We start from the raw sequence: 16,835 nt of genomic DNA, 5'->3' as shown, positions 1-16,835 counted from the left end.
GATATGATGCTGCTTACAGTTGATCAAGTTTATAAATCGTTTCAGCAAAAGAACAGCTTGTTTTCGTCAAAGCAAAAGACCATTATCAATGGCGTATCGCTGCAACTGGCGCGCGGTGAATGCTTGGGGATTATTGGCGAAAGCGGTAGTGGAAAAAGCACTTTAGGAAAAATGATGCTGGGTATTGAACCGCCAAGTGCCGGACGGATCTTATTTGAGGAAGCGGATATTTATCAATCAGGGCTGGCAAAAAAATCATCGAATTGGCGGAGTAAGATTAGTGCAGTATTTCAAGATTATACTTCTTCAGTAAATCCTCGTTTTCGGGTGAAAGATATCATTGCTGAACCAATGGAAAACAGCAGTAAGGCAGAAGCAAAGGAACGCGTTGTATCTCTATTGGAAAAGGTCGGATTATGCGGTGATCATATCATGAGATATCCGCATGAACTTAGTGGAGGGCAGCTGCAAAGGGTGTGTATTGCCCGAGCTATTTCTATGAACCCAGCGTTTATTTTATTGGATGAACCCGTGAGTTCACTGGATGTATCTGTGCAAGTGCAGGTCATGGATCTTTTGCTTTCGTTAAAAGAAGAGTATAATTTATCGTATGTATTCATCAGTCATGATTTGGCGGCTGTTGCGTATTTTTGTGATCGTGCACTTTTCTTTGCGGAGGGAAAAATCGTTGAAGAAGTGCCGCATATGATGGAATTAGGAAACATTCAAAATGCTTATTCGCGTAAACTTTTGCATTCGGTCATGGATTTTTCTGACGTCTTAAACGATGCTGCAGGGTAATTTTAGTAAGGGAAAGGGTATCTTTGCATGAAAACAGAAAACTTAACGCAGCGAGCCTATTTAGCTCTGGTATTTCCATTTATTATATCCACAATTACTACGCCTTTAATGGGAGCGGTAGATACGGCGGTTGTTGGACGTTTATCCGACGTTTCCTACATCGGTGGGGTAGCTGTCGGTGCAGTAATTTTTAGTACACTATATTGGTTATTTGGTTTTTTGCGTGTCAGTACATCTGGGTTTGCTGCACAAGCTCTGGGGGCTAAGGATGATGAAATGTCTATGTTTGCCTTGATTAGGCCGATGGTCATTGGTCTATCAGTCGGCAGTATTTTCTTGATTTTTAGTGAACCGATTCTTGCCGGCGCATTGTATTTGATTCAGCCTTCGGAAGTTGTGGCTGTGCAGGTTGGCATTTATTTTCGGATTTTAATTTGGGGTGCGCCGTGTATGCTGAGCTATTATGTATTGCTTGGCTGGCTGATGGGAATGGTCAAATTAAGAGCAGTCTTATTTCTACAAGTCGCAATTAATCTATTGAACATTGGCTTATGCATTTTGTTTGTTCAAGTTTTTTATTGGGGTGTTGCCGGCGTAGCGGCGGCGACGTTGATTGCACAAATCGTTTCGGTTATTATGGCTGGCGTATTTGTGTATCGTTATGCCAAGTTTCCTTGGAAATCGCTGACTTGGTCCTGTCTGATTGAAAAAGAAGCATTGAAACGAATTGTTAGTGTGAATGGAGACTTAATGATACGCACCATTTGTTTGCTGACGATGACGAATTTATTTACGCGGGCAGGTGCGTCCTTTGGGGAAGAAGTCTTAGCGGCGAATGCAGTTCTTTTTCAGATACAATATATCATTGCTTATTTCTTCGACGGTTTTGCAAATGCTTCTAGCGTCTGGGCCGGAAAAGCGTATGGCAGTAAAGATCAGCGCATGTATCGGAAGATTGTATCCCTGTCATGGCAATGGAGCTTTTATGCCGCAGCCGGTTTGACGGCAGTTTATTGGTATGGAAAAGTTGGATTCATTCAACTGTTTACACATTTTCAAGAGGTTATTGCTTTATGTGAGCTTTATGCACAATGGATGTTGCTTTTTCCGATTTGTGCGAGTATTGGACTGATTTTTTATGGTGTTTTTACAGGAATTACCGATACGATAGCGATTCGAAATTCAACAGTTCTCTCCTTGCTCGTATATTTGGTGGCTCAAGCATTTTTGATTCCTGCTTACGGCAACCATGGCCTATGGGTTTCTTTTTTATTATTTACGGCAGGCAGGTCTTTATTTTTGATTCCTTATATTTTGCGTAAAAAAGTAGGCGTCAATTTGTAAAAGTGAGAAATGGGGCTACAAAAATTTTTGTGTAATGATTGGATCGCGAGCAAAAATTGTCCATATTATGAAAATGGGGCGTCGCTATTTTTTCGTACCTGGCTTTTCCGGAAAAATACGTTCCGAAGGATGAAAAAAGATCGACTTACGTGAAGAAATCCGTTTGTCTGAGCGAAAGCGAGTTGAGGATTTTAGTAAGTCGATCTTTTTTCAAGTATTTTGGAGGTTTGAAGCCTAGACTTTTTGGTCCTTTACTATGAAAAACTCTTCTATATCCTAGAAAAAGGACGCACAAAGACAAGCCCTATAATTCAGGACAAAAAATATCGTATATAGACAATCAGGTTGTAGCTGTGGTGGGGCGCTCCCAACCCAAAGCCGCTAATTTCTTCAAATAGGATTGTATTTTCTTCTCGCGGTTAAATTGGTTGTAATATTCTGAACCTAACTCTCGATAAGGAACTTTTGCTTTTAGTATGTAGTAAATAGCGATTAGTATGGAATGAGCCACAGCTACGGCGGCTCTGCTTTTTCCTCTTCGCGCTGCAATCCGTTGATATTGAGCTGAAAAAAAGCTTCCCTTCGTCTTTTGCGCAGCCTTGGCACATTGTACTAACATAGCTTTTAATGTTGTATTTCCATGCGTAGTTTTTCCACTCTTTCGTTTCCCTGCACTCTCATGGTTACCTGGCGCCACACCAGCCCAAGAACTAATATGTCTTTCGGTTGGAAACCGATTCATATTTAATCCGATTTCCGCTAAGATTGTTTCTGCACTGATTCTCCCAACACCCGGTATTTCATCTATGGCTGCGATGGCTTCTTCATATTTGTTCAAGTAGTCTTTGATTAGTTTGTCCATATCTTCGATACGTTTTGTCATATCGTCAATATGATCCAAGACATTACGAAGCAATCTGCGTTGCAAGGGCGAAATAATTCCATCAACACAAGCCATGATTTCATTGAGTTTAGCGTGCATACTAGGATGAAGCAGCCTTAAAATCTCGTCTTCATCAAGCTTTTTATCTTGGACAATGCTTTCCAGAAGTCGCCTGGAACTCTTGCCATTGATGGCACTTACTACACTGGATAGTTTCACATTGGCTCCTTCGAGCATTTTCTGCAATCGGTTCAGCTCTCGGCTTCGCTCATCAATCAAGCTCTTGCGATAGCGAGAGATTTCCCGTAGTTCCCGTTGTTCACGGTCTGGAATATAGCTTGCTTTTAGTAACCCATGTCGGAGCAGATCGGCAATCCATTCTGCATCTTTGACGTCGGTCTTACGACCAGGCAAAGCTTTCATGTGCTGGGCATTTACTACCATGGCATTGAGATCGGAAAGCTCAAAGATATTGTACAATGGTTTCCAGTAGGAAGCGGTACTTTCCATGGCAATCATTTGACAACCGGCGTCAACTAACCAAGCTGATAAATCTCTCAGTTCTTTTGTCGTTGTACCAAACTGACGAAGTTGCTGCTTTCCACCACAGATTAGACAGGCAACTATCATCTTTTTGTGTACATCAATCCCACAACAACGCTCATAAGTTATGTCCACAATACCATCCCCTTGTAGATAAAATATGGCGTGACTTCCTGTAAGTTATTACTTTACTACACGTCCTTTCGCCCGAAGGGGCTGGACAATATGTGGTGCAAGCAGGAAATCATATCAATTTTGTGGTCGAGTTCTTGACTCAAAAAGAATCGACCTTATGCCATACTTTAATTATACATCATTGTTTTCGTTCATGGTGATGCTACAGCTCGCGTTGCATCTTATTTTGTGGCAATGACAAAAGGACATCTATGCGTTTAGTGAGACAGTAAGATTTCTAAAAATAAAACTTTGGTGCGGCAGACCCTTTTTTATATAGTTTTAGATGATAAATAAAATGATCGAGTAAAAATATAGAATTTTATTTATGTTTCACCCATAAAATAAAAGCTCTGTTGTTGATCGCAGTTTTATGAAGACTGCGATCAACAACAGAGCTTTTATTTTTATTATTTATTTCATGAAACGATCAATTGCTTTATTGAGATTTTCCAGTGCTTGCGTATCGTTTTCTTTTACCGCATCGACGATACAATGCTCAATATGGTCTTTCAAGATGACACGGCTGACGCCTTGCAGGGCGGAACTGACTGCTGAAAGCTGGACTAACACCTCACTGCAATCGCGCCCGTTTTCCACCATTTTTTTGATGGACTCCATATGTCCGATTAATCTAGACATGCGGTTTAAAACGGCTTTTGTTTGCGTATGGGAATGTGTATGGCTGTGGGTATGTGTGATGATTGTTCCATCTTCCGCGATATGCTGATGTTTTTCATTATTCATATAGACACCTTCCGGCAAAAAAAAATTAAAAATTATCAAATTTACACGATAAAAATTGATGATACGATTGAAAATTTGTCTCTATTATAGCATAGATTTATCGTACAAAATTAAAATGTTTAATTTTGTACGATAAAATTTGGTATATTAAGAGGAATTTTTTTTACTGAGTATAAGAAAAATTTATGATGGATAATTCGTCTATAAATGTAGATTTTTCTATTATTAAGAGGTATAATGAAAGAAAATAAATAAAATAGAATATTTATTATGTAAAAGATTCTACATATAGTTGGATATTTTAGATAACATTCGATGGAATTGTCAAAAGATTGTAAGATAGTGATTGAGCAAAAATTGTTTTCGCCATTGAAGTGAAAATGAATAACTTCTTTAAGCGATAAAGGGGTTATTTGTTATATAAAAATGCGTTTGTCATAAGCAGCTGAGAGGCAGGCGATGCGAAGAGAAGATTTTGGTCTTTTTTTGTAATCAAATGAAATGAGGAGGGATATAGTGGCTAAGCTAGAATCTATGTGGGATGTATATCTCAGAAAAAACATCAATCGTCGTACCTTTGTTAAATCATGCGTGGCACTTACCAGTATTATGGGATTGAGCACAGATATGCTGCCAAAAGTAATCGCAGCAGCGGAGAGAAAGCCTTTGCCTGTGGTTATTTGGTTAAATGGGCATGAGTGTACTGGTTGCGACGAATCTTTCATTCGTTCGGGAACACCGCTCGCTTCGGATGTAGTTCTAAATTCAATTGCCCTAGAGTATAGCCATACATTAGGCGCTGGTGCAGGTGAACCTTTTGAGGAACATTTACACCAAACAATGCAGCAATATGCCGGTAAATATATTTTGGCAGTTGAAGGTGCAGCTTCTCTTGCAGAGGATGGCATCTATTGTATGACTGGCGGCAAGACGTTTGTATCTGTATTAAAAGAAGCAGCGAAGAATGCTGCGGCTATTATTGAATATGGAACATGCGCGACTGGTGGCGGAATCCAAGCTGCAAAACCAAACCCTACAGGTTCCGTTTCAATTAGTGATATTATTCGTAACAAACCTATCGTAAAAGTTCCGGGCTGCCCGCCAATTCCAGAGGTTATGACAGGTGTAATCATGCACTATGCTTTATTTGATAAATTACCACCGCTTGATGGTGAGGGGCGTCCAAAACAATTTTATGGAAATCGTATCCACGATACTTGTTATCGTCGCCCATTTTTTGATATGGGAATGTTTGCAGAAAAATTTGACGATGCTGGTGCGAAAGCCGGCTGGTGTTTATATAATCTGGGTTGCCGCGGCCCGGTCACGTATAATTCATGCGGTAACTTAAGATGGTGGAATGGTCTTTCCTATCCAATCCAATCCGGGCATGGCTGTATCGGTTGCAGCAACGATAATTTCTGGGACGAAGATCCTTTCTACAAACGTTTGCCGGAGTATGGGCCTTTACTTGGCGATATTGATAGAATCGGTACAATTGCGGCTGGGTTAACTGCAGCCGGTGTGGTTGCACATGGTGCAATGTCAGTTGTACAGAAGAAGAAACGTGATGCTGCCAAGGAAGAAGCTGAAGGGAAGAAGGTGGAAGAATGAAACGAGTTGTAGTAGATCCGATTACGCGTATTGAGGGGCATTTGAGGGTTGAGGTTAAAGTAGACGAAGCAACAGGTAAAGTAGAAGATGCATTGTCAAGTGGTACTGCTTGGCGTGGATTAGAACTTATTATGAATGGCAGAGATCCACGTGATGGCTGGGCTTTTATTCAGAGAATTTGTGGTGTGTGTACGACTGCACATGCACTTGGCTGTTTACGGGCAGTAGAAGATGCTTTAGGGATTCAGATTCCTAAGAATGCGAATTACATGCGTAATATCATGGCTGCGACGCAATCCGTACAGGATCATTTGATTCACTTTTATCATTTGCATGCGCTTGATTGGGTGAGTCCGGTTGAGGCATTAAAAGCAGATCCGGCAAAAACTGCAGCCTTGCAAAGTACGATTTTGTCAACGTACCAACTGCAAGTTGAGGTGCCGGAAACGTTAGATACAGAGGCCTATCCGAGAGAAGTCCCAAAAGCAACAGCCGGATATTATCAAAAAATTCAGAAAAAAGTGAAAGATATTGTTGAAAGCGGACAGCTGGGGATTTTTTCTGCGCAATGGTGGGATCACCCAGATTTTCAATTATTGCCGCCTGAAGTACATCTTATGGCAATTGCACATTATTTAGATATGTTAGATAAGCAACGCGAAATTATTATTTCTCATGTTGTCTTTGGCGGGAAAAATCCGCATCCGCATTATGTGGTAGGTGGGATGCCTTGCTCAATTTCGATGGATGATATGAATGCGCCAGTCAATACAGAACGTTTGGCGGTTGTAGACCGTTCTATTCATACAGCGATCAATTTAGTAGAATCTTTCTATTTACCGGATGTTTTAGCGATCGGAAAAATGTATGTAGAAAAAGGCTACGTTGATGGCGGCGGTTTAGCAAAGGAAAGAGTCATCGGATTCGGTGATTATCCGGACGAAACTTATAATGGAACGACCAATGGTGATTTCCATAAAAATTTATTGTTCCGCTGCAATGGTGTAGTTGAAGATTTCGGCAAAGGTTTGGAGGCTGCGAAATTCTATGACTTTAAGCCAGAGGATCTCTCTGATCCAGAGGTTTTAAATGAAGGCGTAGAACATTCCTGGTACACCTATCCAAATGCAGAAGGCAAAGATCTTCATCCTTGGGATGGTGTGACGAAACCAAAGTATACCGGTCCTAAAGAAGGTACGAAGACAGAATGGAAATACCTTGATGAAGATGGAAAATACTCTTGGCTTAAGACGCCAAAATGGCGTGGTAAAATGGCCGAAGTTGGGCCTGTATCAAGATATATCATCATTTATACAAAAGTAAAAAAAGGTTTGATTACAGAGCCGACTTGGGTCGAAAAAATGATCGTAGATCAGATCGAGGCTGTATCTAAAGTGCTCAATTTAGCACCGGAAGTATGGCTGCCAACCATGGTAGGCCGTACCGCGGCTCGCGCATTAGAAGCGCAGGTACATTCTCATATTGCAAAATACTACTACGATAAATTAATTAAAAATATTAAAGCCGGCGACACAAAAGTGGCAGACAGTTCGAAATGGGAACCAAAAACTTGGCCGAAAGAATGTAAAGGCGTTGGTCTTTATGAAGCACCACGCGGTGCGTTAAGTCATTGGGTTGTGATCAAGGATGAAAAGATTGCAAACTATCAGGCCATTGTTCCAACGACTTGGAATGCATGTCCACGTGATGACAAAAGCGGTCATGGTGCGTATGAAAAAGCGATGATGGATACAAAAGTAAAAGTGCCGGACAAACCATTGGAAATTTTAAAGGTGGTACGTTCATTTGACCCTTGCATGGCTTGTGCAACGCATTTATATAATGCAGAGGGGAAAAAGATAAAGATCGTGACAACGGATCCTTATGCGAGAGGTAACCAAGAGTAAGATTTCGCATGAGAATGAGGGGTAAAATACAAATGTATGTAAAATATAATGAAAGGAAAAGCTACGGGAAGGACAGTAGCAGGGATTGATTGATGATAGTGAGAGACGAACCTCGTAAAATATATTATCTTTTTAGTCCATTTTTGCGAATCTTTCATTGGATTATGGTCGTTTGTATCATGATCTTATTCGTGACGGGACTCTTAGTTACTAAACCTGTGTCCGGTGGTGTCGGCATGGAGCCGACGTTTGGCAACCTTCTTTTATCGCTTGATCTGATTCGCAATATACATTTTCTTGCAGCATTTATCTTCGTTGCTTCGTTTATATTGCGGATCTACGGTTTTATCATCAATAAAGGAGATCGTTTGTTTCCACGCTTTTGGCGACTTGATTTTTGGCGTGCAGTGATTGACGTATCCATGCATTATTCACTTCTTCAGCCGTCGCATAAACCATACTTGCGGAATCCACTTGCTCGTATGTCTTATGTAGGGCTTTACAGCATGGTGTTCGTAGAAATCCTTACGGGTTACGCTATGTATCTTATGGTGAATCCAAATAGTGCTTGGGCAGGGCTTTTTGGCTGGACCATCAGTCTGTTTGGCAGTGAATTTATGATTCATTTAATTCATCATTATATCGCTTGGCTGATTATGTTGTTTGTGATCGGTCATGTTTACATGGCAGTCAGAGCGGATTTCATGGAAGGTGAAGGCGAGGTTTCCAGTATGTTTTCAGGTGTAAAAATTTTGGAACATGAACCTTTGGATGTTGGCGAGATTTTAGACAAGAAGACCACAAAATCATAAAAAGAAACTGGGGGAACTATGATGTGTACAGAATGTGGCTGCGCAGCACAAGGCAGCAATACAAGAATTCAATTCTTTGTAAAAGGGTATCAAACAGATAATGTAGAGCCTGTTGAGAGAACATTGCTAGGATTACCTGGTGTTTATCATGTCCATATTCATGCACATGATGGACAAACAACCATTGATTATAATCCGGCAAAGACAAGATTATCGGAAATTACAGAAGTATTTACAAAACACGGGCTAGAAGCCGTTATTTAAAACAAACAGCCGGGCTTTTTAAGCCCGGCTGTGGAGGTTTTTATATGCATGAAATGGCAATTGCAGAAGGTATCTTGGATATTGCACTGGATTATGCGGCACGGAATCAAGCAAAAAAAATTCAGTGCATCTGCCTTCGTTTAGGTGAAATGTCGGGTGTAGAAACCGATGCGCTGCAATTTTGTTTTGCGGCATTGACGAAAGGGACGATTGCAGAAACAGCAGAACTAAAGCTTAATAAAATTCCTCTCGTGGGACGCTGCGGCGCATGTGGGAAGGAAACACGGATAGAGCGTTATAATTTTTTATGTCCAATTTGTTCGTCAGGGCAGTTGGAAATTTTGTCTGGCAGGGAACTGCAGGTGGAGTATTTGGAGGTGGACTGATGGAAATTCAGGTGATGGAAGATATTTTAGGAAAAAATGATCAGGTGGCGGCAGAAAATCAAGTGTTTTTTACTGAAAAGAGAATTTTCGTTCTCAATTTGATGGGGTCGCCGGGCTCTGGAAAGACATCTTTACTAGAGAAAACAATGGCAGCACTTAAAGATGAACTCCATATGGCTGTGATTGAAGGCGATTTGTTTACCTCAAAGGATGCGGATCGCATTGCAAAATATGATGTGCCTGTGATTCAAATTAATACAAGTGGCGGATGCCATTTAGATGCAGTCATGGTGAAGAAAGCATTAAAAGATTTAGAAATGGAGCATTTGGATTTATTGGTTGTCGAGAATGTTGGCAATCTTGTTTGTCCGGCAGAGTTTAACGTCGGGGAAGATGCCAAAGCAGTTGTATTGAGTATTACAGAAGGCGATGATAAACCTTTAAAATATCCTCTGATTTTTAAAGAATCATCGATTGCTGTTTTAAATAAAGTCGATTTATTACCATATACAAATTTTGATATGGGCGCAGCGAAAAAAGATATTACGAGTATTCATCCGGGAATTTCTGTAGCAGAGGTATCTTGTATGAAAGATGATGGACTTGATGTTTGGTTCGATTGGCTTAGAGACAAAGTTGCAGAAAAAAAAGGACGGTGAATTCATATGGAAAAAATTACTGTGCTGGGAATTGGCAATATTATTTTGCAGGATGAAGGCTTTGGTGTTCATGTTGTTGAGCAGTTACAGCAAGCCTATGATTTTCCGGAACATGTGCAAGTGCTTGATGGCGGAACACTCGGTATGGAGCTGATGAATTTTATCATCGGTACGGATAAATTAATCATTGTCGATGCCATTAATGGAGATAGTGCACCCGGAACATTTTTTCGCTTTGCCAATGAAGAAGTAAAAGCTTATTTTCAGGAAAAAGTTTCGATGCATGAACTTGGCATTCAAGATGTACTCGCTGCACTTGAAGTTACCGAACAGCCTGTAGGTGAAGTCATTGTCATGGGGGCGGAGCCTTTTGTTGTAGAAGCCGGTGTTGGCCTGACAAAAGAGATGTCAGGGTTGGTAGAACAAGCGAAAGCGCTTGTTTTAAAAGAGTTAAAGGCGTGGCAGATCGTGCCTGCATTTAAAACGAAACAAAGCGTACATACGATATGAAAAGGGCGGGTATCCGCGTAACTGGTATTGTACAGGGCGTCGGATTTCGCCCTTTTGTTTATCGGTTGGCGCAGGAATATAAACTTCATGGTTTTGTTTTGAACGATGAAAAAGGTGTTTGGGTTGAAGTTGAGGGCGAAGAGACTGTAATTGAAAGCTTCGTGAAAGCGTTGAAAGAAAGAAAGCCAGCTATGGCGATGATTGCTGATTTAGTGCAAAGTGAATTAACTTTGCAGTCGGAAAAGGACTTTGTCATTCAGGAGAGCCAGGCAGCAAAGAAAAGATTTGCGTTTATATCACCCGATCTTGCGACTTGTCCAGATTGCAGACGTGAATTAAAACATGCAGAAGATCGGCGCTATGGTTATGCATTTACGAATTGTACGAACTGTGGGCCGCGGTATTCAATCCTCAAAGATGTACCGTATGATCGTCCTAAAACGACGATGGAACGGTTTCGCATGTGTAGAGATTGCCAAAGAGAGTATGATGATCCTTTGAATCGCCGTTTTCATGCACAGCCGAATGCTTGCGCTGTTTGTGGACCGTCTTATTGTCTGCTCGATCAAAAAGGGCAGACAATAAAGTGTAATGATCCCTTGAAAGAAGCGCGTGCGCGGATCAAAGACGGTGCTGTTTTCGCGATAAAAGGAATCGGTGGCTATCATTTGGTTTGTGATGCAACCAATAAAGCGGCGGTAACTGCGCTGCGTACACGAAAGATTCGGGAGGATAAACCCTTTGCGGTGATGTGCGGCAGCTTGGCAAAAATAGAACAGCTTTGTTTTGTTTCTGCAAGAGAAAAAGAAATGCTGACGAGCGCAGCTGCACCGATCGTTCTATTGAAAAGAAGAGCTGAAACAATGCTCGCAGAGACTGTTGCACCAGGTAATTCTTATCTGGGCATTATGCTGCCTTATGCACCTGTGCATCATCTGTTATTAAAAGATGATGATATATGGGTCATGACGAGTGGGAACGTGAGTGAAGAACCGATTGCTTATAAAGATAAGGATGCGTATGCACGGCTAAAAGATATTGCCGATTATTTTTTGTTACATAACCGTGAAATTTATTGTCGTGTGGATGATTCAGTCGCGCGTGTAGTTCGGGAGAAACCCTATATTTTAAGACGCAGTCGCGGCTTTGCGCCGGCGCCGATTCATCTGGACAAGACGGGGCCGATGGTTTTGGCCTGTGGAGGGGAAGCAAAAAATACCTTTTGCTTAACGAAACAGGACGCAGCCTTTGTCAGTGCCCATATTGGTGATTTGGCGAATCAAGAAACGCTGCATTCCTATGTAGAAATGATAGGACATTATGAACGATTATTTGATATCAAGCCGGAGTTTGTTACCTACGATCTGCATCCGGAATATTTATCGACAAAATACGCAAAACAGCTAGATCTTCCGAGTATTGGGGTACAGCATCATCATGCACATATTGCTTCTGTGTTAGCGGAACATCATTTGACGGAGCCGGTGATTGGCGTGGCTTTTGATGGTACGGGGTATGGTGATGACGGTACGCTTTGGGGCGGCGAATTTCTACTCGCGGATTGCGCAACCTATCAACGTCTGGGGCATTGCTCGTATTTGCCGCTGCCGGGCGGAGAGAAGGCGGTGCGTGAACCTTGGCGTCAGGCTGTATGGATGATGCGAGCGTTATATGGTGATGATTTTTTAGAGAGACAGACGAAGTTTACACAGTGTTTGCCAAGGGGCTGGGACCTTTTACTGCAAGCGACGGATAAGGGCATCAATGCACCGCTTTCCTCAAGTGCAGGGAGACTTTTTGATACGGCTGCGGCACTGCTTGGACTTAGACTGTATAATCACTATGAAGGACAGGCAGCTGTTGAACTTGAATTGGCTGCGTGTAATAGTCGTGGCGAGGTTTTACCGTATGATATTACAGCGCAGCACGTACTGGACTTTCAGCCTACTTTTGCAGCGATGCTGGCGCGCATATCGAGTGCTTCACAGGCACAATTGGCGACAGATTTTCATTGTACGGTGGCAGCGGCTATTTATGACATGGTGCAGCGACTCAGTAAGAGCACTGGTATACGTAAAGTAGCATTAAGCGGCGGAGTTTTTCAAAATATGACGCTTTTAACGCAAGTCTGTTGTTTGCTAGAAAAAGAGTTTACGGTTTTGCTCAATTGTAAAGTTCCGACCAATGATGGCGGAATCTCATTAGGGCAGGCCGCAGTTGCGAGGAAAAGGGGGCGTTAGTATGTGTTTAGCAGTACCAGCAAAAATTGTAGAGAAAAAGGATCAGTTGGCGGTGGTTGAAATAAATGGTGTTCAGAGAGACGTGAGTTTACTGCTTTTGCCGGAAGCCAAAGTTGGTGATTTTGTACTTGTGCATGCGGGTTTTGCGATGCAGATCATTGACCAAGAAGAGGCCGAGTATACCACACGGTTGCTGAAGGAGATGAATGGCCTTGGCTAAACAGGAAACAAAAAAAATTGCCGATTTTCTGCTGCAAGAAATTGATCGGCTCATTACCCGCCCGGTGCGGTTAATGGAAGTCTGCGGTACGCATACCGTTGCGATTTTTCGCGCGGGTATTCGACAAGTACTGCCGCCGCAGGTGGAATTGGTCAGTGGCCCAGGCTGTCCTGTATGTGTAACGCCGGACGATTATATGGATCAGGCAATTGCTTATGCAAAACGGGAAGATGTCATTATAACGACTTTTGGTGACATGCTCAAAGTACCCGGTTCTGCATCGAGCTTAGGTGAAGTAAAAGCGGAGGGGGCGGATATACGTATCGTATATTCACCACTTGAAAGCTTGGAAGTCGCGGTAAAGCATCCCGAGAAAAAAGTGATTTTTTTAGCGGTTGGTTTTGAAACGACTGCCCCATTGGCGGCGGCAACGGTGTTGCAAGCGAAAGCTAGAAAGATTGATAATTTTTTTGTCTTATCAGCACATAAATTGGTGCCGCCGGCACTCCAAGCATTACTATCCGATCCTGAGGTCAAGGTGGATGGTTTTATCTTGCCCGGACATGTTTGCGCGGTGATCGGTGAAGCACCGTTTCATTTTTTGCCGGGAGAATATCAAATGCCCGCAGTGATTGGCGGCTTTGAACCATTGGAGATTTTACAGGCTGTTTATATGCTGGCGAAACAGATTCATGCAAGCAAGCCGGCAGTAGAAAATGCCTATCGTCAAGTAGTTAAGGCAAATGGGAATCCAGCCGCGTGGCAAGTGTTGACAGAGGTTTATGAATATGACGATGCCGTATGGCGGGGTATCGGTGTAATACCAACATCGGGATTACGTGTAAGGCCGTGTTATCAAGCTTTTGACGCGCAGGTGGCTTTGCCGATGCAGCTAGAAAAAGTAACCAAACAAACGGCCTGTCGATGCGGTGAAGTACTGCGCGGTTTGATTAAACCAGTTGAATGCCGGCTTTTCGGCAAGGCATGTTTACCGCAGCATCCAGTTGGCGCATGTATGGTATCCGTTGAAGGTTCTTGTGCTGCTTGGTATAAATATGGAAGCGGGAGGTACCACTATGGAACAGGAAAGAATTAAAATGGAACATGGCAGCGGTGGAAAATTGAGCAAGGAGCTTATGGAAAAGGTGATTTTGCCGGCGTACGGCAATCCTGTACTCAATGAAATGCACGATGGTGCCTCCGTTACCACAGCAGGTAAAAAAATTGCGTTTACAACCGATTCTTATGTAGTTAAGCCGTTATTTTTTTCCGGTGGTGATATCGGCAAGCTGGCAGTATGCGGAACGGTTAATGATTTAGCGATGTCCGGTGCAGTACCGCGTTATTTGTCTGTAGGTATGATTTTAGAAGAAGGTTTCCCGATTGCTGATTTACGCAAGATTGTTGAAAGTATGTGTAAAGCTGCGAAAGAAGCAGGTGTTATGATCGTTACGGGTGATACAAAAGTGGTGAATAAAGGTGCCGGAGACGGCATTTATATCAATACGGCTGGCATTGGCGATATCATAGAAGGCACCAATATTTCACCGAAACAAGTACAGCCAGGGCAGGATATTATTCTTAGCGGGTACCTTGGCGATCATGCGACTGCGATTATGTCAGGCCGTCATGAACTGGTTTTACCATCCTCCATTCAAAGTGATTGTGCACCACTGAATGGACTGGTGAAGGAAATGCTGACGGTTGTACCGCAAATTGCTGTTTTGCGTGATCCAACGCGCGGTGGTGTAGCGGCAACCCTCAATGAGATTGCAGAGCAATCGGGAACAGGAATTTTGCTCGAAGAAGAAGCGATTCCTGTTCGACCGGAAGTTGAAGCGGTTTGCGAAATTTTAGGATTTGATCCGCTTTATTTGGCCAATGAAGGGAAACTTGTCGCTTTTGTTGATGCGAAATACAGTAGAGAGTTGCTGGATATGATGCATGCGCATCCGTATGGGCAAGATGCACGTATCATTGGCAAAGTAACTGCCGATGCAGCCGGTCAAGTCGGTATGCGCACCAGTATCGGAGGAATCCGCATCGTTGATATGCCAATCGGTGGACCAATCCCTAGGATTTGTTAAATACATAGGCTCTTTGTAAATGATTTGAGTCAAGTGTTAGCTCTGCACAAAAAGATATTTACAGATTAGAATGAACCTATGAGGTTAGAAAAATGACGGATCGTGACCTTCTAGAAAAAATTTTATCTCAAATGAAGTTCGATATGGATGCAATACAATCGGTCGCATTGCAGACGAAGGCTAATACGGAAGCGATTCAGTCGAGCGCATCACAGACAAGAGAAAATACCGATATCATGAAGGCACTCTTGCATCGGACAGAGGAACTTGATGCGGAATATGACGGACTGCTGCATACGACAGCTTCAGGCAGAAGCAGAAATATCTGCATTGAAGAAGGTCAAGTAAATTGCTGCGACAATAAAGCCTTGTCCTGCTTCAATGGAAGCGTTAATACTAACGGATTCCTGCGCCAACGACAATGCTAGTGTTAGAAAGGACTGGAATTGCGCGATTATGCTGAAGCCGGTCAAGTTTGATATATACTGTAAACTGCATGATCGATATATTTTTTACCATATGAAACGATGCTGAAGGATTGATTAGAAAAGCACCAGGTTGCCATCAAACCTCGTATCATGCTCTCCAAATAGCAGTAAATTTCATCACATGAAAACACGGACTTGGTCGGACTTTGGGCGATTTCGTCATATAAAATTTTACTGAAAAATCTTTTTTCAGTATGTTCTGATGGGCCAGGCAAGCAGGCGTTTAGATTTAACGCGTATGCTAAACAAGTAAGTTCATAGCCGGTGTATTCAGCAAATGCGCATTCTAAATTTAAGAAATAGATAATACGTTCAATCCTGGAACTAGTTGGACATGCAGATGTGAATGCATTGTAATGTTCTTGTATGTATTCGCCCATATCAGCATAGTAGCTTTCTCTTACGATATCTTCTTTGGCATTGTAATAGAGATAAAAAGACCCTTTTGCTATTTTGGCAGTTTTGCAGATTTCGCTCACGGTAATATTGTAATAACCTTTACTTTTAATCAGTTGTACTGCTGTTTCAAAAATTATCTTTTTTGTTGCAGCAGCTTTTTCTTTTCGACTATTTTTTTGTTTCATCTTATTGTACCTCGCGTAATATTGACAATTGTGTAATGTATATTTATAATAATGACCGTAGTCACTGACTGCGGTCATTAAAATTTTATCATATTTTTATGGGAGGTACAATATGTTTATTCTTAATTTAACGTATAGGAAACCCCTTGCCGAAGTTGAGCAATTCTTGTCTGATCATATTCGGTTTTTGGATCAATATTATCAAAGGAATGTATTTATCTGCTCGGGGCGTAAAGTTCCGCGGACAGGCGGCATTATTCTTTGCAATTGTAAAGATAAAGACGAAGCAGAGACAATTATACAAAATGATCCATTTTACAGAGAAAAAATTGCCAAATATGAAATTGTGGAATTTGTTCCATCGAAAGCATCGGATCTGTTTAATTGCGCTTTGCTTTGACGCAGACAGAGTAAGGGGGATAGCGAAGATTGGATCATGATGAAGTAATAGCTTGAAAGCAAACTAGAAGAAGCGAGAAATCTCAGTGCGATAGGAGGTTCCTCACTTTCTCTAGTTTGCTTTGTTTTTTATAATTCCGGCAATATGATTTTTATCTGTTGTATATTGTATC

Annotated in this window: 18 protein-coding genes; 15 read left to right on the top strand and 3 right to left on the bottom strand. The window is 42.0% G+C overall.

All coding sequences use genetic code 11. The features are described 5' to 3' along the window. Positions 1-3: 3 nt before the first annotated feature. The gene (locus BN6559_RS09025) at positions 4-801 is read left to right on the top strand and encodes an ABC transporter ATP-binding protein (RefSeq protein WP_199883880.1); all 798 of its coding nucleotides are present in this window, start codon (positions 4-6) and stop codon (positions 799-801) included. Between the two features lie 27 nt (positions 802-828). Beyond that, positions 829-2,145: an MATE family efflux transporter gene (locus BN6559_RS09020; protein ID WP_110954408.1), complete on the top strand. Its 1,317-nt coding sequence runs from the start codon at positions 829-831 to the stop codon at positions 2,143-2,145. Positions 2,146-2,485: 340 nt separating this feature from the next. Here the strand turns inward: BN6559_RS09020 and BN6559_RS09015 are convergent, their stop codons facing one another. Further along, positions 2,486-3,706: an IS110 family RNA-guided transposase gene (locus BN6559_RS09015; protein WP_110953917.1), complete on the bottom strand. Its 1,221-nt coding sequence runs from the start codon at positions 3,704-3,706 to the stop codon at positions 2,486-2,488. 453 nt (positions 3,707-4,159) lie between these two features. Next, on the bottom strand, positions 4,160-4,492 hold the full coding sequence (locus BN6559_RS09010) for a metal-sensing transcriptional repressor (protein WP_110954407.1): 333 nt from the start codon (positions 4,490-4,492) through the stop codon (positions 4,160-4,162). Between the two features lie 516 nt (positions 4,493-5,008). Here BN6559_RS09010 and BN6559_RS09005 point away from each other — a divergent pair. The 12 genes from BN6559_RS09005 (at position 5,009) to BN6559_RS08950 (ending at position 15,619) form a co-directional block, all read left to right on the top strand. Next, positions 5,009-6,106 (top strand): hydrogenase small subunit, encoded by a 1,098-nt coding sequence (locus tag BN6559_RS09005; protein ID WP_110954406.1) that lies wholly within the window; start codon positions 5,009-5,011, stop codon positions 6,104-6,106. Continuing rightward, positions 6,103-8,013, top strand: a complete 1,911-nt coding sequence (locus BN6559_RS09000) for a nickel-dependent hydrogenase large subunit (RefSeq protein ID WP_110954405.1) — start codon at positions 6,103-6,105, stop codon at positions 8,011-8,013. The genes BN6559_RS09005 and BN6559_RS09000 overlap by 4 nt, the downstream gene beginning before the upstream one ends. A gap of 98 nt (positions 8,014-8,111) precedes the next feature. Next, the gene (gene cybH / locus BN6559_RS08995) at positions 8,112-8,825 is read left to right on the top strand and encodes a Ni/Fe-hydrogenase, b-type cytochrome subunit (RefSeq protein WP_110956347.1); all 714 of its coding nucleotides are present in this window, start codon (positions 8,112-8,114) and stop codon (positions 8,823-8,825) included. Positions 8,826-8,846: 21 nt separating this feature from the next. Then, positions 8,847-9,089, top strand: coding sequence for a hypothetical protein (locus tag BN6559_RS08990; protein WP_110954404.1), 243 nt, complete (start codon positions 8,847-8,849; stop codon positions 9,087-9,089). Between the two features lie 44 nt (positions 9,090-9,133). Next, positions 9,134-9,475 carry a hydrogenase maturation nickel metallochaperone HypA gene (gene hypA, locus BN6559_RS08985; RefSeq protein WP_110954403.1) on the top strand — a complete coding sequence of 114 codons (342 nt, stop codon included), beginning with the start codon at positions 9,134-9,136 and terminating at the stop codon, positions 9,473-9,475. Beyond that, positions 9,475-10,134, top strand: a complete 660-nt coding sequence (gene hypB, locus BN6559_RS08980; protein ID WP_110954402.1) for a hydrogenase nickel incorporation protein HypB — start codon at positions 9,475-9,477, stop codon at positions 10,132-10,134. Before hypA ends, hypB begins: the two co-directional genes overlap by 1 nt. 6 nt (positions 10,135-10,140) lie before the next feature. Further along, positions 10,141-10,644, top strand: coding sequence for a HyaD/HybD family hydrogenase maturation endopeptidase (locus BN6559_RS08975; protein ID WP_110954401.1), 504 nt, complete (start codon positions 10,141-10,143; stop codon positions 10,642-10,644). Further along, complete coding sequence (hypF, locus tag BN6559_RS08970; RefSeq protein WP_110954400.1) at positions 10,641-12,884, top strand: carbamoyltransferase HypF; 2,244 nt, start codon at positions 10,641-10,643, stop codon at positions 12,882-12,884. Before BN6559_RS08975 ends, hypF begins: the two co-directional genes overlap by 4 nt. A 1-nt stretch (position 12,885) precedes the next feature. After that, entirely contained in the window at positions 12,886-13,104 is a 219-nt protein-coding gene (locus tag BN6559_RS08965) for a HypC/HybG/HupF family hydrogenase formation chaperone (RefSeq protein ID WP_110954399.1), read from the top strand. Continuing rightward, on the top strand, positions 13,091-14,200 hold the full coding sequence (gene hypD, locus BN6559_RS08960; RefSeq protein ID WP_110954398.1) for a hydrogenase formation protein HypD: 1,110 nt from the start codon (positions 13,091-13,093) through the stop codon (positions 14,198-14,200). Before BN6559_RS08965 ends, hypD begins: the two co-directional genes overlap by 14 nt. Continuing rightward, positions 14,181-15,191 carry a hydrogenase expression/formation protein HypE gene (gene hypE / locus BN6559_RS08955; RefSeq protein ID WP_110954397.1) on the top strand — a complete coding sequence of 337 codons (1,011 nt, stop codon included), beginning with the start codon at positions 14,181-14,183 and terminating at the stop codon, positions 15,189-15,191. Before hypD ends, hypE begins: the two co-directional genes overlap by 20 nt. A 92-nt stretch (positions 15,192-15,283) precedes the next feature. Then, entirely contained in the window at positions 15,284-15,619 is a 336-nt protein-coding gene (locus BN6559_RS08950; RefSeq protein WP_110954396.1) for a hypothetical protein, read from the top strand. Between the two features lie 41 nt (positions 15,620-15,660). Here BN6559_RS08950 and BN6559_RS08945 read toward each other — a convergent pair whose 3' ends face one another. Then, a complete protein-coding gene (locus BN6559_RS08945) occupies positions 15,661-16,263 on the bottom strand; it encodes a TetR/AcrR family transcriptional regulator (RefSeq protein WP_110954395.1) in 603 nt (200 codons plus the stop codon). Positions 16,264-16,375: 112 nt separating this feature from the next. Between BN6559_RS08945 and BN6559_RS08940 the strand changes: the two genes are divergently transcribed. Beyond that, positions 16,376-16,663, top strand: coding sequence for a YciI family protein (locus BN6559_RS08940; protein WP_110954394.1), 288 nt, complete (start codon positions 16,376-16,378; stop codon positions 16,661-16,663). Positions 16,664-16,835: the final 172 nt, after the last annotated feature.

Origin of the sequence: Massilibacillus massiliensis, from assembly GCF_900086705.1 — a bacterium.
In the GTDB taxonomy this organism is placed as follows: domain Bacteria; phylum Bacillota; class Negativicutes; order FLKF01; family FLKF01; genus Massilibacillus; species Massilibacillus massiliensis.
This window is presented reverse-complemented; position numbering and strand designations above follow the sequence as displayed.